Genomic DNA, 15772 nt, shown 5'->3' with positions numbered 1-15772 from the left:
ACAAGCAGACCGACGTTATTTCACCTGCCCCAGATTGGCCTCGCTGAGGTCCAGCTCGCCCAATACCTCGCGCAACACGTCGTCGCCGATCTGGTGCTGGCGGCTCAACCGATACAACTCCAGCCGCTGCGCCCGCAGCGCCTTCAAACGCAATTTGCGCTCCAGCAAGTCCATCTGAAACGCCAGCGCCTGGGCCTCGGCGGAATCGTTGAACACCTCCAGTTGATGGCGATACTCCGACATCAGCCGCCCCTTGAGTTCGGTGGCCAGCGCCGCCTGGGCCGCATCCGGCGAGCTGGCCCCATCGGCCACTTCCTCGGCCTCCAGGGCATGGATCGCCGCCTCGGCGGTTTTGCGCCAGGCGTCACGCACTTCGGCATGCCGCTTCTCATCAGGACTCTTCTGGATGCCCCGCAGTAACAGCGGCAAGGCGATACAGGCGGCCACCAGCGACAGCAGGATCACCCCGGCGGCAATGAAGATCAGCAGGTCGCGCTCGGGAAAAGCCTCGCCCGCTCCCAGCAACAGCGGCACCGACATGACGCCCGCCAGGGTCACCGCCCCGCGTACCCCGCCCACCGTCAGCAACCAGCAGGAGCGCGCGGTCGGCACCAGGGTCAGTTCGCCCTTGCCACGCCAGCGGCGCAACAGGCCGGACAGGCGCCAGATGCTTTGCACCCAGATGAACCGCAGCACCAGCAATACCAGGAAGATCGCTCCCACATCCAGGCAGCGATAGAACAGGGTCGGCCACAAGGTGGTTTCGTGGCTGACCACGGCCTTGATGATGTCCGGCAGTTGCAGGCCCAACAGCAGAAAGATCAGGCCGTTGAAGGCGAACTCCAGCAGCGACCAGACGCTGCGGTTGAGCAAGCGCGTGCTGGTCTGCCGGGGCAACAGATCGAGCCAGCTCTGCATCATCCCCGCCGCCACCGCCGAGAGGATGCCCGAGGCTCCCAGGCGCTCGGCCAGCACGTAGGCGGCGAACGGCAGCAACAGCATGAACACCACATGGGTCGCCGGGTCGTCCCAGCCGCGGGCGATCATCCAGGCTCGCAAGCGCCCCACCAGCCAGCTCAGGGCCACGCCGACCGCCAGGCCGCCGACGGCCACCAGGACAAAAGTCAGGCTGGCATTGGCCAGGGAAAACACCCCGGTCACGGCCGCCGCCAGGGCGAACTTGAAGGTCACCAGGCCGGAGGCGTCGTTCATCAGCGCCTCCCCCTGCAGCATGTGCATCAAGGGCGTCGGCAGGCGGTTCTGGGAAATCGCCGAGACCGCCACGGCGTCGGTCGGCGACAAGACAGCCGCGAGGGCGAAGGCGACCGGCAAGGGAATGGTCGGCAGCAACCAGTGAATGAAATAACCGGCCCCCACCACGGTGAACAGCACCAGGCCCACGGCCAGGGTCAGGATCGGCCCGCGCAGGCGCCACAGCTCGCGCTTGGGCATGCGCCAGCCATCGGAGAACAGCAGCGGCGGCAGGAACAGGAACAGAAACAATTCCGGGTCCAGGGCCACGTGCAGCCCCAGGGTGGGCCAGGCCAGCAACGCCCCGGCGGCGATCTGCAGCAGCGGCAACGGCAACGGAATCACCCTTCCGACCAGCCGCGAGAGACTCACCAGCATCAGCAGGATAAGGACGGTATAAGCGGTTTGCATAAAGCGGTTTTCCCAATCGATCAGCAGCGGACTTCAGGCAACAGGTTACCGTCGAAGTGCCATATTAGCCGCTTAAGCTGGGGCCTCGCCGCTGCACAAAAGTCGCAAGCGGCCCATGCCGCTGTCACACAAAGCTACAAAGCCGGGCCTTCGCCGACGCCGAACCGGCGCGGGCATGGCATAATCCGTGACCTTTAACTCCAGCATCTCAAAAGGGGGCAATTCCTTGACCGCTTCAAGCAAAACGTTGCACCTTTTCGGCATCAAAGCCTGCGACACCATGAAAAAGGCGCGCACCTGGCTCGATGAACACGCTGTCAGCTATGACTTCCATGACTACAAAGCGGCCGGAATCGACCGCGAACACCTGGCCCAGTGGTGCAACGAGCACGGCTGGCAGGTGGTGCTGAACCGTGCGGGCACGACCTTTCGCAAACTCGACGACGAACGCAAAGCCGATCTCGACCAGGCGAAAGCGATCGAACTGATGCTCGCGCAACCCTCGATGATCAAGCGCCCGGTGCTCGATCTCGGCGACCGAACCCTGATTGGCTTCAAGCCCGATATCTACGCGGCAGAAATCAAATAACGCCTGCCCGCTCAATTTTGTAAGAGGTAACAGCATGTCCACTACCCTGTTCAGCCTGGCCTTTGGTGTCGGCACTCAAAACCGTCAAGGCGCATGGCTGGAAGTGTTTTACGCCGCGCCCCTGCTCAAGCCGTCCGCGGAAATCGTTGCCGCCATCGCCCCGGTGCTGGGTTACAGCGAAGGCAACCAGGCCATCACCTTCACCACCACCCAGGCCGCAGAGCTGGCCGACGCCCTGAAAAGCATCGACGCCACCCAGGCCGCGCTGCTGACCCGCCTGGCCGAGAGCCACAAGCCGCTGGTCGCCACCCTGCTGGCCGAAGACGCCCAGTTGACCTCCACCCCGGAGGCCTACCTGAAGCTGCACCTGCTGTCCCACCGCCTGGTCAAGCCGCACGGCCTGAACCTGGCCGGGATCTTCCCGTTGCTGCCGAACGTGGCCTGGACCAACCAGGGCGCGGTGGACCTCGGCGAACTGGCCGAGCGTCAGCTGGAAGCCCGCCTGCGCGGCGAGCTGCTGGAAGTGTTCTCGGTGGACAAGTTCCCGAAAATGACCGACTACGTGGTACCGGCCGGCGTGCGCATCGCTGACGCCGCGCGTATCCGCCTGGGCGCCTATGTCGGCGAAGGCACCACCGTGATGCACGAAGGCTTCGTCAACTTCAACGCCGGCACCGAAGGCCCGGGCATGATCGAAGGCCGGGTGTCCGCTGGCGTATTCGTCGGCAAGGGTTCGGACCTGGGCGGCGGTTGCTCGACCATGGGCACCCTGTCGGGCGGCGGCAATATCGTGATCAAGGTCGGCGAAGGCTGCCTGATCGGCGCCAACGCCGGTATCGGTATCCCGCTGGGCGACCGCAACACCGTGGAATCGGGCCTGTACGTGACCGCCGGGACCAAGGTGGCGCTGCTGGACGAGAACAACCAGCTGGTCAAGGTGGTCAAGGCCCGCGAACTGGCCGGCCAGCCTGACCTGCTGTTCCGTCGAAATTCGGAGACCGGTGCCGTGGAGTGCAAGACCCACAAATCGGCCATCGAACTGAACGCAGCGCTGCACGCTCACAACTAAGCGTCACGCACCTCTACCTGCAGGAGCGAGGCTGGCCCGCAAAGCTTTGGGCTGCCTCGAGGCCCCCTTGGCGGGCAGCCTCGCTCCTACCGGTTACAGGTCCGGCGTATACCCGCCCATGTTCACCAGGGCCCGATAGCATGATGATTCCTTCTCCCTGGCGTGCCGACTTCCCGGCCATCGCCGCCCTGCAACGGCAGGACCAGACCTATCTGGACAACGCCGCCACCACGCAAAAACCCCAAGCCCTGCTGGACGCCCTGGCGCACTACTACGCCAATGGCGCGGCCAATGTGCATCGCGCGCAGCACCTGCCCGGCGCTCACGCCACCCAGGCGTTCGAGAACAGCCGACACAAGGTGGCGCAGTGGCTGAACAGCGGTGACAGCGGGCAGATCATCTTTACCCACGGCGCGACCTCCGCGCTGAACCTCCTGGCCTATGGCCTGGAACACCAATTCAACCCGGGCGACGAAATCGTCATCAGCGCCCTGGAGCATCACGCCAACCTGCTGCCCTGGCAGCAACTGGCGCACCGCCGCGGCCTCAACCTGGTGGTCCTGCCGCTGGACGACGACGGCCTGATCGATCTCGACGCTGCGGCACGCCTGATCGGCCCGCGCACCCGGCTGCTGGCCGTCAGCCAGCTGTCCAACGTGCTCGGTGCCTGGCAGCCCCTGCCGCAGCTGCTGGCCCTGGCCAAGGCGCACGCCGCCCTGACCGTGGTCGACGGCGCCCAGGGCGTGGTCCACGGCCGCCACGATGTGCAGGCGCTGGGCTGCGATTTCTATGTGTTCTCCAGCCACAAGCTCTACGGCCCGGACGGCGTCGGCGTGCTGTACGGGCGCACCGAGGCGCTGCAAGGCCTGCGTCACTGGCAGTTTGGTGGCGAGATGGTCCAGCAGGCCGAATACCAGCACGCCAGCTTCCGCCCCGCCCCGCTGGGTTTCGAAGCCGGTACCCCGCCAATCGCCAGCGTGATTGGCCTGGGCGCGACCCTGGATTACCTCAGCGGTCTCGACCAGGACGCTGTCAGCGCCCATGAAGCCGCGTTGCACGACTACCTGCTGCACGGCCTGCTGGCCCGCAAAGGCCTGCGCCTGTTGGGCAAGCCGCAGCTGGCGCTGGTCAGCTTCGTGGTCGATGGCGTGCACAACGCCGACCTGGCTCACCTGCTGACCGAACAGGGCATCGCCGTGCGCGCCGGGCATCACTGCGCTATGCCGCTGCTGAAAAGCTTCGGTCTGGCCGGGGCGACCCGCGTATCCCTGGCGCTGTACAACGACTCCGAGGACCTGGAGCGCTTTTTCGAGGCCCTCGATCAGGCCCTGGAGCTGTTGCGATGAGCCTGCCCGCCGAGGCCCTGGCCGCCCTCGACAGCTTTCAGGGCGCTCCCGGTTGGGAACAGCGCGCACGCTTGCTGATGCAATGGGGCGAACGCCTGGCACCGCTGAGCGACGCCGACAAGGTCGAGGCCAATCGGGTGCATGGCTGTGAAAGCCAGGTCTGGCTGGTGGGCACCTTGCAGGACGGTCACTGGCAGTTCGCCGCCAGCAGCGATGCACGCCTGATCCGTGGCTTGGTGGCCCTGCTGCTGGCGCGGGTCAACGGCTTGTCCGCCGAGGAACTGCAACGGGTGGACTTGCCGGACTGGTTCATTCAGCTGGGCCTGTCGCGCCAGTTGTCGCCGTCGCGCAGCAATGGGCTGAACGCGGTATTGCAGCGGATGCGCGAGCTGGCTGGCAACTACTGATCCAATCGCGATCTACCCGACCCGAATCTCTGTAGCCGCTGCCGCAGGCTGCGATCGGCTCCGCAGGAGACGTGCTCTTGAGGCCCCCGGAAGCCCCTTCGGGCCTTATCGCAGCCTGCGGCAGCGGCTACAGGAATCTATTGCGTCAGATGGGTTTGACTCTGTCCGCCGGGCGCCGCACGCCAGCCACCAGCTTGTCCACCGCCTTGGTCGCCGCGACCATGCCGAAAGTCGCGGTGACCATCATCACCGCGCCAAAACCGCCGGCGCAGTCGAGCTTCACGCCATCGCCGACAAAGCTCTTCTGCAGGCAGATGCTGCCGTCCGGTTTCGGGTAGCGCAGCTGTTCGGTGGAAAACACGCAAGGCACGCTGTAGTGACGGGTCACGGTGCGGGAAAACCCGTAGTCGCGCCGCAGGGTCGAGCGCACTTTCGAGGCCAGCGGGTCGTTGAAGGTGCGGTTCAGGTCGCAGACCTGGATCAGCGTCGGGTCGATCTGCCCGCCCGCGCCGCCGGTGGTGATGATCTGGATCTTGCGCCGTTTGCACCAGGCGATCAGCGCCGCCTTGGCGTTGACGCTGTCGATGCAGTCGATCACGCAATCGATGTTCGGCGTGATGTATTCGGCCATGGTCTCGCGGGTGACGAAATCCGCCACCGCATGCACGGCGCAGGCCGGATTGATCCCGCGCAGGCGCTCGGCCATGACCTCGACCTTGGCTTTGCCGACCGTGCTGTCGAGGGCATGCAACTGCCGATTGCTGTTGCTGACGCAGACGTCGTCCAGGTCGAACAGCGAGATCTCGCCCACGCCGCAACGGGCTATGGCTTCCGCCGCCCAGGAGCCGACCCCGCCGACCCCGACGATCGCCACATGGGCGGCGCGCAAGCGTTCCAGCCCCTCGATGCCATACAACCGGGCGACGCCAGCAAACCGCGGATCTTCTGTACTCATGACCATTACCCCAAAAACCGGCGCGCATTATAGGGCCGATGCCCGCCAAGAGCATCTTTGCCCTATGAATGGCAGTCGGGGCTGCTTTAATGAGGGAACAATCTGAAAATTTCGTCGCCGAGAACTTAAATCAAGTTGAATTGCCCAACCTGCGGCTTTCCCCTGTGCGCTGTACGCTCAGCCGAAGGCCAGTGTAGGATGCGCGCCGCTTGGCGCATGCCGACCGTTCCCCCGTTCCACACCCTTTGGAACCCGAAATAGCTATGTCATCGCGTAAATTTGGACTCAACCTGGTGGTGGTTCTGGCAATCGCCGCCCTGTTCACCGGCTTCTGGGCACTGGTCAACCGCCCGGTTTCCGCCCCCAATTGGCCTGCACAAATCTCCGGCTTTTCCTACTCGCCTTTCCAGCTGGGCCAGTTCCCGCAGAAAGACCAGTTCCCGACCGACGACGAAATGCGTCGCGACCTGGAGATCATGAGCAAGCTGACCGACAACATTCGGACCTACTCGGTCGACGGCACGCTGGAGAACATCCCCAAGCTGGCGGAAGAGTTCGGCCTGCGCGTGACCCTCGGGATCTGGATCAGCCCGGACCTGGAGCGCAACGAGCGTGAAATCACCCGCGCCATCGACATCGCCAACAACTCGCGCAGCGTGGTGCGCGTGGTGGTCGGTAACGAAGCGATCTTCCGCAAGGAAATCACCGCCGACCAGTTGAGCGTCCTGCTCGATCGCGTGCGGGCCGCGGTCAAGGTGCCGGTCACCACTTCCGAGCAGTGGCACGTCTGGAAAGAACACCCGGAACTGGCCCAGCACGCCGACCTGATCGCCGCCCACGTCCTGCCCTACTGGGAGTCCATCCCAATGGACAAGGCCGGGCAGTTCGTCCTCGACCGCGCCCGCGACCTGAAACAGATGTTCCCGAAAAAACCGCTGCTGCTGTCCGAGGTGGGCTGGCCGAGCAACGGCCGCATGCGTGGCGGCGCCGACGCCAGCCCGGCGGACCAGGCGATCTACCTGCGTAACCTGGTCAACAAGCTCAACCGCCAGGGCTACAACTACTTCGTGATCGAAGCCTTCGACCAGCCGTGGAAGGCCAGCGACGAAGGCTCGGTAGGCGCCTACTGGGGCGTGTTCAACGCCGCGCGCCAGCAGAAATTCAACTTCGAAGGCCCGGTGGTGGCGATCCCGCAATGGCGCGTGCTGGCCATCGGCTCGGTGGTCCTGGCGCTGCTGTCCCTGACCCTGCTGATGATCGACGGCTCGGCCCTGCGCCAGCGCGGGCGGACCTTCCTGACCTTCATCGCCTTCCTCTGCGGCTCGGTGCTGGTGTGGATCGGCTACGACTACAGCCAGCAATACAGCACCTGGTTCAGCCTGACGGTGGGCTTCCTGCTCGCCCTGGGTGCGCTCGGGGTGTTCATCGTGTTGCTCACCGAGGCCCATGAACTGGCCGAGGCGGTCTGGGTGCACAAGCGCCGGCGCGAGTTCCTGCCGGTCGAAGGCGACTCCAGCTACCGGCCGAAAGTCTCGATCCATGTGCCGTGCTACAACGAGCCGCCGGAAATGGTCAAACAGACCCTCAATGCCCTGGCCAACCTCGATTATCCGGACTTCGAAGTCCTGATCATCGACAACAACACCAAGGACCCGGCGGTCTGGGAGCCGGTGCAGGCCTATTGCGAAACCCTCGGCCCGCGCTTCAAGTTCTTCCACGTCGCGCCCCTGGCCGGTTTCAAGGGCGGCGCGCTGAACTACCTGATCCCGCACACCGCCAAGGACGCCGAAGTGATCGCGGTGATCGACTCGGACTACTGCGTCGATCGCAACTGGCTCAAGCACATGGTGCCGCACTTCGCCGACCCGAAAATCGCCGTGGTGCAATCGCCGCAGGATTACCGCGACCAGAACGAAAGCACCTTCAAGAAACTCTGCTACGCGGAATACAAAGGCTTCTTCCATATCGGCATGGTCACCCGCAACGACCGTGACGCGATCATCCAGCACGGCACCATGACCATGACCCGCCGTTCGGTCCTGGAAGAACTGGGCTGGGCCGACTGGTGCATCTGCGAAGACGCCGAGCTGGGCCTGCGGGTGTTCGAGAAAGGCCTGTCGGCGGCGTACTACCACGAAAGCTATGGCAAGGGCCTGATGCCGGATACCTTCATCGACTTCAAGAAACAGCGTTTCCGCTGGGCCTATGGGGCGATCCAGATCATCAAGCGCCATACAGCCAGCCTGCTGCGCGGCAAGGACACCGAGCTGACCCGTGGCCAGCGCTACCACTTCCTCGCGGGCTGGCTGCCGTGGGTGGCGGACGGCATGAATATCTTCTTCACCCTCGGCGCCCTGCTCTGGTCGGCGGCGATGATCATCGTGCCGCAGCGCGTCGATCCGCCGTTGCTGATCTTCGCGATCCCGCCCCTGGCGCTGTTCGTGTTCAAGGTCGGCAAGATCATCTTCCTCTACCGCCGGGCGGTCGGGGTCAACCTCAAGGACGCGTTCTGCGCGGCCGTGGCGGGCCTGGCGTTGTCCCACACCATCGCCAAGGCGGTGCTGTACGGCTTCTTCACCAGTAGCATTCCGTTCTTCCGCACGCCGAAGAACGCCGACAACCACGGCTTCTGGATGGCGATCTCGGAAGCCCGGGAAGAGCTGTTCATCATGCTGCTGTTGTGGGGCGCGGCGCTGGGCATCTACCTGGTGCAGGGCGGCCTGCCGAGCAACGACATGCGCTTCTGGGTGACCATGCTGCTGGTGCAGTCGCTGCCGTATGTGGCGGCACTGGTCATGGCCTTCCTGTCGTCGCTGCCAAAACCGCTTGCCGAAAGCGCACCGGTGGCGGCCGCATAAATCGCGGCAAAGCACTAAACGGCGGCCTCTGGCCGCCGTTTTGCTTTAAGATATCCGCCATTTTGCGCGCCTTGCCCCATTACCGTAGGAGCGAGGCTTGCCTGCGATAGCCACGACGCGGTTTGCCTGAGACACCCCAGGTTTTCCATCGCGGGCAAGCCTCGCGCCTACACATAACGCCTTGCACCGGAGTTTCCCCATGACGGCCCACGCCGACCTTTCGCCGACCCTGCAACTCGCCTGTGACCTGATCCGCCGCCCGTCGGTGACGCCGGTCGACGCCGACTGCCAGAAGCTGATGATGCAGCGCCTGGGCGATGCCGGCTTCAAGCTGGAGCCGATGCGCATCGAGGATGTGGATAACTTCTGGGCCAGCCACGGCAAGCACGAAGGCCCGGTGCTGTGTTTCGCCGGCCATACCGACGTGGTGCCCACCGGCCCGGTGCAGGCCTGGCAGAACGACCCGTTCGACGCGTTGATCGACGAGCACGGCATGCTCTGCGGGCGCGGCGCGGCGGACATGAAAGGCAGCCTCGCGGCGATGCTGGTGGCGGCCGAGCGGTTTGTCGCCGACTACCCGGACCACAAAGGCTCGGTGGCCTTCCTGATCACCAGCGACGAAGAAGGCCCGGCCCACCACGGCACCAAGGCGGTGGTCGAGCGCCTGGCGGCGCGTAAGGAGCGCCTGGACTGGTGCATCGTCGGCGAACCGTCGAGCACCAGCCTGGTCGGTGACGTGGTCAAGAACGGCCGTCGCGGCTCCCTCGGCGCCAAACTCACGGTGCGCGGCGTGCAGGGCCACGTGGCCTACCCGCACCTGGCCAAGAACCCGATCCACCTGGCCGCCCCGGCCCTGGCCGAACTGGCCGCGGAGCATTGGGACGACGGCAATGCCTTCTTCCCGCCCACCAGCTTCCAGATTTCCAACCTGAATTCCGGTACCGGCGCGACCAATGTGATCCCCGGCGAGCTGGTGGCGGTGTTCAACTTCCGCTTCTCCACCGAATCCACGGTCGAAGGCCTGCAACAGCGCGTGGCCACCATCCTCGACAAGCACGGCCTGGACTGGCATGTGGAGTGGGCGCTGTCGGGCCTGCCGTTCCTCACCGAGCCGGGCGCCCTGCTCGACGCGGTGTCGGCCAGCATCAAGGACGTCACCGGCCGCGAGACCAAGGCCTCCACCAGCGGCGGCACCTCCGACGGGCGCTTCATCGCCACCCTCGGCACCCAGGTGGTCGAGCTGGGCCCGGTCAACGCCACCATCCACCAGGTCAACGAGCGCGTGCTGGCCAGCGACCTCGACGTGCTGACCGAAATCTACTACCAGACCCTGATCAAGTTGCTCGCCTGATGCTTGCCTGCCCTATCTGCGCGGCGCCCCTGAGCGCCGTCGACAACGGTGTCGTATGCCCGGCCGGGCACCGCTTCGACCGCGCCCGCCAGGGTTACCTGAACCTGCTGCCGGTGCAGCACAAGAACAGCCGTGACCCGGGCGACAACCAGGCCATGGTCGAAGCCCGCCGCGACTTTCTCAATGCCGGCCATTACGCCCCGGTGGCCAGGCGCCTGGCCGAACTGGCCGCCGAGCGCGCCCCGCAGCGCTGGGTCGATATCGGTTGCGGCGAGGGTTACTACACCGCCCAGATCGCCGAAGCCCTGCCCCAGGCGGACGGTTATGCCCTGGACATCTCCCGGGAAGCGGTCAAGCGCGCCTGCCGCCGTGCCCCGCAGTTGACCTGGTTGATCGCCAGCATGGCCCGGGTGCCCCTGGCCGATGCCAGTTGCCAGTTCCTCACCAGTGTCTTCAGCCCGCTGGACTGGCAGGAAGCCAAGCGCCTGCTCAGCCCTGGAGGCGGACTGATGAAGGTCGGACCGACCAGCGGCCACCTGATGGAATTGCGCGAGCGCCTGTACGACGAGGTCCGCGAATACACCGACGACAAACACCTGGCGCTGGTGCCCGCGGGCATGGCGCTGCAACACAGTGAAACCCTGGACTTCAAGCTGACGCTGAGCAATCCGCAGGATCGCGCCAACCTGCTGGCCATGACGCCCCACGGCTGGCGCGCCAGTGCCGAACGCCGGGCCAGCGTGATCGAGCAGGCCGAGCCCTTCGAGGTCAGCGTGTCGATGCGCTACGATTACTTCGTGCTGCAATAACCCATTAATCCACGGCCTCGAGCAGCGACTCGAGGCCGAATAAATCCGCGAATGGATTTTTCAGACCCGCAGTGAGGACATCCATGCGCCAACCGGATATCGAGATTTACCTGAAAGACGCCGACGTCGACCACAAGGCCATCGCCGCCTGGCTCGGCGCGGCCCTGGGCCCGTGCAGCGACTGGGTGCAGAAAGGCCAGACCTACAAATGCAAGGCGGGCAGCGTGCCAGTGACCTGGCTGCCGAAAGCCGTGGGCAAATGGAACAGCCTGTACCTGGAAAGCGACCAGACGCCGTGGGACGACGACATCGCCTGTGCCCGCGCCGCCTTCGCCGCGCTGAACGTCGAAGTGCGCTGCGCACCGGGCAGCTGGGTCGAGGAAGAAGGTGAGGAATCGGCCGACCGCTGGATTCGCATCAGCGCCGACGGGGAAGAAGAGATTACCTGGCGTACCGCCTGATTCTGCTTACTGTAGGAGCGAAGCTTGCTCGCGATAGCGTTATCACGAGCACGCTTCGCTCCTACAAGGCACAGCGCTTACAAGCCGACTACATCCTCAGCCTGCAACCCCTTCTGCCCCTCTACCACGGCGTATTCAACCTGCTGCCCTTCGGTCAGCGAGCGGTGGCCTTCACCACGAATAGCACGGTAGTGGACAAATACATCGGCACCACCTTCACGCTGAATGAAGCCGTAGCCCTTGGCGTCGTTGAACCACTTCACGCTGCCGGTCTCGCGAGTTGCCATCAATCCATCCTCCGTCTTTTTATTATCAGTCGGCTTACTGAAACGAAGCCGTGAGAACTTTCGCCTGGACCTGGGTTTCTATTGATGGGCCCCGCATGCCCAGGCGTCAGTCGGGCGAGTATATGACAGGCAGAAAAACTCTCAACTCAATCTTGTTTGCCGCTTTTTTGCCGATTTTCGGTGAATCCGGCACACTAGCCGCCCCGAGCAACTGCTCGGTTTTTTCCACTAAAGCAGAAGCCGTATGACCCGCTCCCCGTTCCGCCGTCTTGTGTTTGGCACCTTGCGCCGACTGTTGTACCTCTGGGTTCGCTCGGAGACGATCAACCAGTCGTCCTTCACCCTCAACCTCGACCGCAGTCGTCCGGTGTTCTACGTCCTGCAAAACCCTTCGCTCACCGACCTTGCCGTGGTCGATGCCGAGTGCACCAAGGCCGGGTTGCCGCGCCCGGTGCTGCCAGTCTCGGTGGGTAACCTGCTGGAACCCGCCGCGTTCTTCTACCTGACCCCGGCCCCGGACTGGCTCGGCCGCCAGGACAAGCGCGGCGCGCCACCAACCCTGACCCGCCTGGTCAGCGCCCTGAGCCAGAATGCCGCCGAAGACGCGCAGATCATTCCGGTCAGCGTGTTCTGGGGCCAGTCGCCGGACAGCGAATCGAGCCCGTGGAAACTGCTGTTCGCCGACAGCTGGGCAGTCACCGGGCGTCTGCGCCGGCTGCTGAGCATCATGATCCTGGGCCGCAAGACCCGGGTGCAATTCTCCGCGCCGATCCACCTGCGCGAACTGATCGAGCACAACAAGGGCCACGAGCGCACCGTGCGCATGGCCCAGCGCATCCTGCGGGTGCACTTTCGCAACCTGAAGGCCGCGGTGATCGGCCCGGACATTTCCCACCGGCGCAACCTGGTCAAGGGCCTGCTGAACCAGCCGCTGGTCAAGCAGGCGATCCTCGACGAAGCCGAACGGGAAAAGATCTCCCCGGAAAAAGCCAAGGCCGTGGCCTTGCATTATGGCAACGAGATCGCCTCGGACTACACCTTCACCGCGATCCGCTTCCTCGAAGTGGTGCTGAGCTGGTTCTGGAACAAGATCTACGACGGGATCAAGGTCAACCACATCGAAAGCGTGCAGAAAGTCGCCCCGGGCCACGAAGTGATCTACGTGCCCTGCCACCGCAGCCACATCGACTACCTGCTGCTGTCCTACCTGCTGTTCCGCAACGGCCTGACCCCGCCGCACATCGCCGCCGGGATCAACCTGAACATGCCGGTGATCGGCAGCCTGCTGCGCAGGGGTGGAGCGTTCTTCATGCGCCGCACCTTCAAGGGCAACCCGCTCTACACCTCGGTGTTCAACGAATACCTGCACACCCTGTTCACCAAGGGTTTCCCGGTGGAGTACTTCGTCGAGGGCGGGCGTTCGCGCACCGGGCGCATGCTGCAACCGAAAACCGGGATGCTGGCCATCACCCTGCGCAGCTTCCTGCGCTCCTCGCGCATGCCGATCGTCTTCGTCCCGGTGTACATCGGCTACGAGCGCGTGCTGGAAGGCCGCACCTACCTGGGCGAGCTGCGCGGGGCGAGCAAGAAGAAAGAGTCGATCTTCGACATCTTCAAGGTCATCGGCGCCCTCAAGCAGCGTTTCGGCCAGGTGGCGGTGAACTTCGGCGAGCCGATCAAGCTGGCCGAGTTCCTCGACCAGGAACAGCCGGGCTGGCGCGCCCAGGAGCTGGGCCCGCAGTTCAAGCCGGCCTGGCTCAACGAAACCACCAACCGCCTGGGTGAAAAAGTCGCCCAGCACTTGAACGAGGCGGCGGCGATCAATCCGGTCAACCTGGTGGCCCTGGCGCTGCTGTCCACCAGCCGCCTGGCCCTCGACGACCGCGCCATGGCCCGGGTCCTGGACCTGTACCTGGCGCTGCTGCGCAAGGTTCCCTACTCGCCCCACACCACCCTGCCGGAAGGCGATGGCCGAGCCTTGATCGAGCACGTGAAGGACATGGACCTGCTGTCCGAGCAGAGCGATGCCCTGGGCAAGATCCTCTACCTGGACGAGCAGAACGCCGTCCTGATGACCTACTACCGCAACAACGTGCTGCACATCTTCGCCCTGCCGGCGTTGCTGGCGAGCTTCTTCCAGAGCTCGTCGCGCATGAGCCGCGAACAGATCCTGCGCTACACCCGGGCGCTGTACCCCTACCTGCAGTCGGAGCTGTTCATCCGTTGGTCCCTGGACGAACTGGACGGGGTGATCGACCAATGGCTGGAGGCCTTCGTCGAGCAAGGCCTGCTGCGCTTCGAGAAGGAGCTGTACCTGCGTCCGGCCCCAAGCTCGCGGCATTTCGTGCTGCTGACCCTGCTGTCCAAGAGCATCGCCCAGACCCTGCAGCGCTTCTACATGGCCATCTCGCTGCTGCTCAACAGCGGCCAGCGCAGCATCAGCGCCGAAGAGCTGGAAGACCTGTGCACGGTCATGGCCCAGCGCCTGTCGATCCTGCATGGCCTGAATGCCCCGGAGTTCTTCGACAAGAGCCTGTTCCGCCACTTCATCCAGACCTTGCTGGAGCAGGACGTGCTGCGCCGCGACGAGGCCGGCAAGCTGAGCTACCACGAACTGCTCGGCGAACTGGCCGAGGGCGCGGCCAAGCGCGTGCTGCCGGCGGAGATTCGCCTGTCGATCCGCCAGGTGGCCCTGCATCGCAGCGAAGATGCCGCCGAGCAGGTCGCCGCACCGCAGCAAAGCGACTAGATTCTTATCGGCGCCAGGCGGTTTCTGGCGCCCCCCGATACGGAGATCCAACATGAAAAAGTTCACCCTGCTCGCCCTTGCCACCCTGCTCGGGGCCTGTAACAGCATGCAACCTGCCAGCAAAGCCAGCCTCGATGGGGAAGTCTTCTACCTGCAACGCATCGCCCTGCCGCCAGCCGCCACCCTGAGCGTCAGCCTGCAGGACGTGTCGCTGGCCGACGCCCCCGCGGTGCTGCTGGCCGAACAGAAGGGCCCGGTCAAAGGCCAGGTGCCGCTGCCCTTCCACCTCAGCTACGACCCGGCCCAGGTCAAACCCGGGCACCGTTATTCGGTCAGCGCGCGGATCGAAGTGGCTGGCAAACTGCTTTTCGTCACCACCGAGCACAACGGGGTGAAACTCGACGGCAGCGATCCGCAACCGCTGAAAATCCGCGTCGATGCGGTTCGCTAATCCCTTCTCTCGAACAAGGAAGCTGCCATGCTCCGTTCTTCCCTTCGCTTCACCAGCCTGTGCGCCGGCCTGCTGATCTGTGCCAGCGCCCTGGCGCTGTCCCTCGGCGACCTGTCGCAGCAAGACGCCACCGGCGGCCTCAAGGACGCCCTGACCCAGGGAGCCCAGGTCGCGGTCAAACAACTGGGCACCGCCGGCGGTTTCAGCAACAACCCGGACGTGCGCATCGAACTGCCGGGCAACCTCGGCAAAGTGGCGAAGAAAATGAAGCAGTTCGGCATGGGCGCCCAGGTCGAGGAACTCGAGACCAGCATGAACAAGGCCGCCGAGGCCGCCGTGCCGCAGGCCCAGGCGCTGCTGGTGGATGCCGTGAAGAAGATGAGCGTGGAGGACGCCAAGGGCATTCTCAGCGGTGGCAAGGATTCCGCCACCCAGTATCTGAGCAAGACCAGCCGCGAACAGATCCGCGTGAAGTTCCTGCCGATCGTCAAACAGGCCACCGACCAGGTGGGCCTGGCCAAGCAGTACAACGCCTTCGCCGGCCAGGCCGCCACCTTCGGCGTGCTGGATGCGAAGAACGCGAATATCGAAAGCTACGTGACCGAACAGGCGCTCAACGGCCTGTTCGAGATGATCGGCAAACAGGAAGCGACCATTCGCGAGAACCCGGCGGCAGCGGCCACCAGCCTGGCGAAAAAAGTCTTCGGAACCCTGTAACCCCTACCTGTAGGAGCGGCCGGTCGACGCTCGATTGCTCGCGATCTAGACGCCGCGGTGT

14 protein-coding genes are annotated in these 15772 nt (G+C 64.5%); 11 read left to right on the top strand and 3 right to left on the bottom strand.

The annotated features are described in order from the left end of the window. Positions 1–15 precede the first annotated feature (15 nt). Entirely contained in the window at positions 16–1662 is a 1647-nt protein-coding gene (locus CXQ81_RS08240; RefSeq protein WP_087091377.1) for a Na+/H+ antiporter, read from the bottom strand. Between the two features lie 280 nt (positions 1663–1942). Between CXQ81_RS08240 and CXQ81_RS08235 the strand changes: the two genes are divergently transcribed. The 4 genes from CXQ81_RS08235 (at position 1943) to CXQ81_RS08220 (ending at position 5073) form a co-directional block, all read left to right on the top strand. Then, positions 1943–2251, top strand: a complete 309-nt coding sequence (locus CXQ81_RS08235; protein ID WP_238437447.1) for an arsenate reductase — start codon at positions 1943–1945, stop codon at positions 2249–2251. A gap of 34 nt (positions 2252–2285) precedes the next feature. After that, on the top strand, positions 2286–3320 hold the full coding sequence (dapD, locus tag CXQ81_RS08230; protein ID WP_007924084.1) for a 2,3,4,5-tetrahydropyridine-2,6-dicarboxylate N-succinyltransferase: 1035 nt from the start codon (positions 2286–2288) through the stop codon (positions 3318–3320). Between the two features lie 140 nt (positions 3321–3460). After that, positions 3461–4666: an aminotransferase class V-fold PLP-dependent enzyme gene (locus tag CXQ81_RS08225; protein WP_101336957.1), complete on the top strand. Its 1206-nt coding sequence runs from the start codon at positions 3461–3463 to the stop codon at positions 4664–4666. Beyond that, a complete protein-coding gene (locus tag CXQ81_RS08220) occupies positions 4663–5073 on the top strand; it encodes a SufE family protein (RefSeq protein ID WP_101336956.1) in 411 nt (136 codons plus the stop codon). The genes CXQ81_RS08225 and CXQ81_RS08220 overlap by 4 nt, the downstream gene beginning before the upstream one ends. A gap of 145 nt (positions 5074–5218) precedes the next feature. Here CXQ81_RS08220 and tcdA read toward each other — a convergent pair whose 3' ends face one another. Further along, on the bottom strand, positions 5219–6028 hold the full coding sequence (tcdA, locus tag CXQ81_RS08215) for a tRNA cyclic N6-threonylcarbamoyladenosine(37) synthase TcdA (RefSeq protein ID WP_178081050.1): 810 nt from the start codon (positions 6026–6028) through the stop codon (positions 5219–5221). A 263-nt stretch (positions 6029–6291) separates the two neighbouring features. Between tcdA and CXQ81_RS08210 the strand changes: the two genes are divergently transcribed. The 4 genes from CXQ81_RS08210 to CXQ81_RS08195 all read left to right on the top strand — a co-directional run bounded on the left by CXQ81_RS08210 (position 6292) and on the right by CXQ81_RS08195 (position 11507). Then, positions 6292–8886 (top strand): glycosyltransferase, encoded by a 2595-nt coding sequence (locus CXQ81_RS08210; RefSeq protein WP_101336954.1) that lies wholly within the window; start codon positions 6292–6294, stop codon positions 8884–8886. A gap of 199 nt (positions 8887–9085) precedes the next feature. Then, complete coding sequence (dapE, locus tag CXQ81_RS08205) at positions 9086–10237, top strand: succinyl-diaminopimelate desuccinylase (RefSeq protein ID WP_053259788.1); 1152 nt, start codon at positions 9086–9088, stop codon at positions 10235–10237. Then, positions 10237–11046, top strand: a complete 810-nt coding sequence (locus tag CXQ81_RS08200; RefSeq protein ID WP_101336953.1) for a putative RNA methyltransferase — start codon at positions 10237–10239, stop codon at positions 11044–11046. The genes dapE and CXQ81_RS08200 overlap by 1 nt, the downstream gene beginning before the upstream one ends. An 83-nt stretch (positions 11047–11129) precedes the next feature. Beyond that, on the top strand, positions 11130–11507 hold the full coding sequence (locus CXQ81_RS08195) for a hypothetical protein (RefSeq protein ID WP_007927921.1): 378 nt from the start codon (positions 11130–11132) through the stop codon (positions 11505–11507). A 77-nt stretch (positions 11508–11584) separates the two neighbouring features. Here the strand turns inward: CXQ81_RS08195 and CXQ81_RS08190 are convergent, their stop codons facing one another. Continuing rightward, on the bottom strand, positions 11585–11794 hold the full coding sequence (locus tag CXQ81_RS08190; protein WP_007927922.1) for a cold-shock protein: 210 nt from the start codon (positions 11792–11794) through the stop codon (positions 11585–11587). A 244-nt stretch (positions 11795–12038) separates the two neighbouring features. On the opposite strand from CXQ81_RS08190, the gene plsB reads away from it, so the two are divergent. The 3 genes from plsB to CXQ81_RS08175 are packed head-to-tail and all read left to right on the top strand — an operon-like array spanning position 12039 to position 15711. After that, positions 12039–14543: a glycerol-3-phosphate 1-O-acyltransferase PlsB gene (plsB, locus tag CXQ81_RS08185; protein ID WP_101336952.1), complete on the top strand. Its 2505-nt coding sequence runs from the start codon at positions 12039–12041 to the stop codon at positions 14541–14543. A 52-nt stretch (positions 14544–14595) separates the two neighbouring features. After that, the gene (locus CXQ81_RS08180) at positions 14596–14994 is read left to right on the top strand and encodes a YbaY family lipoprotein (RefSeq protein ID WP_053259786.1); all 399 of its coding nucleotides are present in this window, start codon (positions 14596–14598) and stop codon (positions 14992–14994) included. Positions 14995–15021: 27 nt separating this feature from the next. Then, positions 15022–15711 carry a DUF4197 domain-containing protein gene (locus tag CXQ81_RS08175; RefSeq protein ID WP_053259785.1) on the top strand — a complete coding sequence of 230 codons (690 nt, stop codon included), beginning with the start codon at positions 15022–15024 and terminating at the stop codon, positions 15709–15711. Positions 15712–15772: the final 61 nt, after the last annotated feature.

It is taken from the genome of Pseudomonas sp. 09C 129, from assembly GCF_002843625.1.
Lineage (GTDB): Bacteria > Pseudomonadota > Gammaproteobacteria > Pseudomonadales > Pseudomonadaceae > Aquipseudomonas > Aquipseudomonas chlororaphis.
Note: the sequence above shows the minus strand (reverse complement) of the source record. Positions and strands in the feature narration are given on the sequence as shown.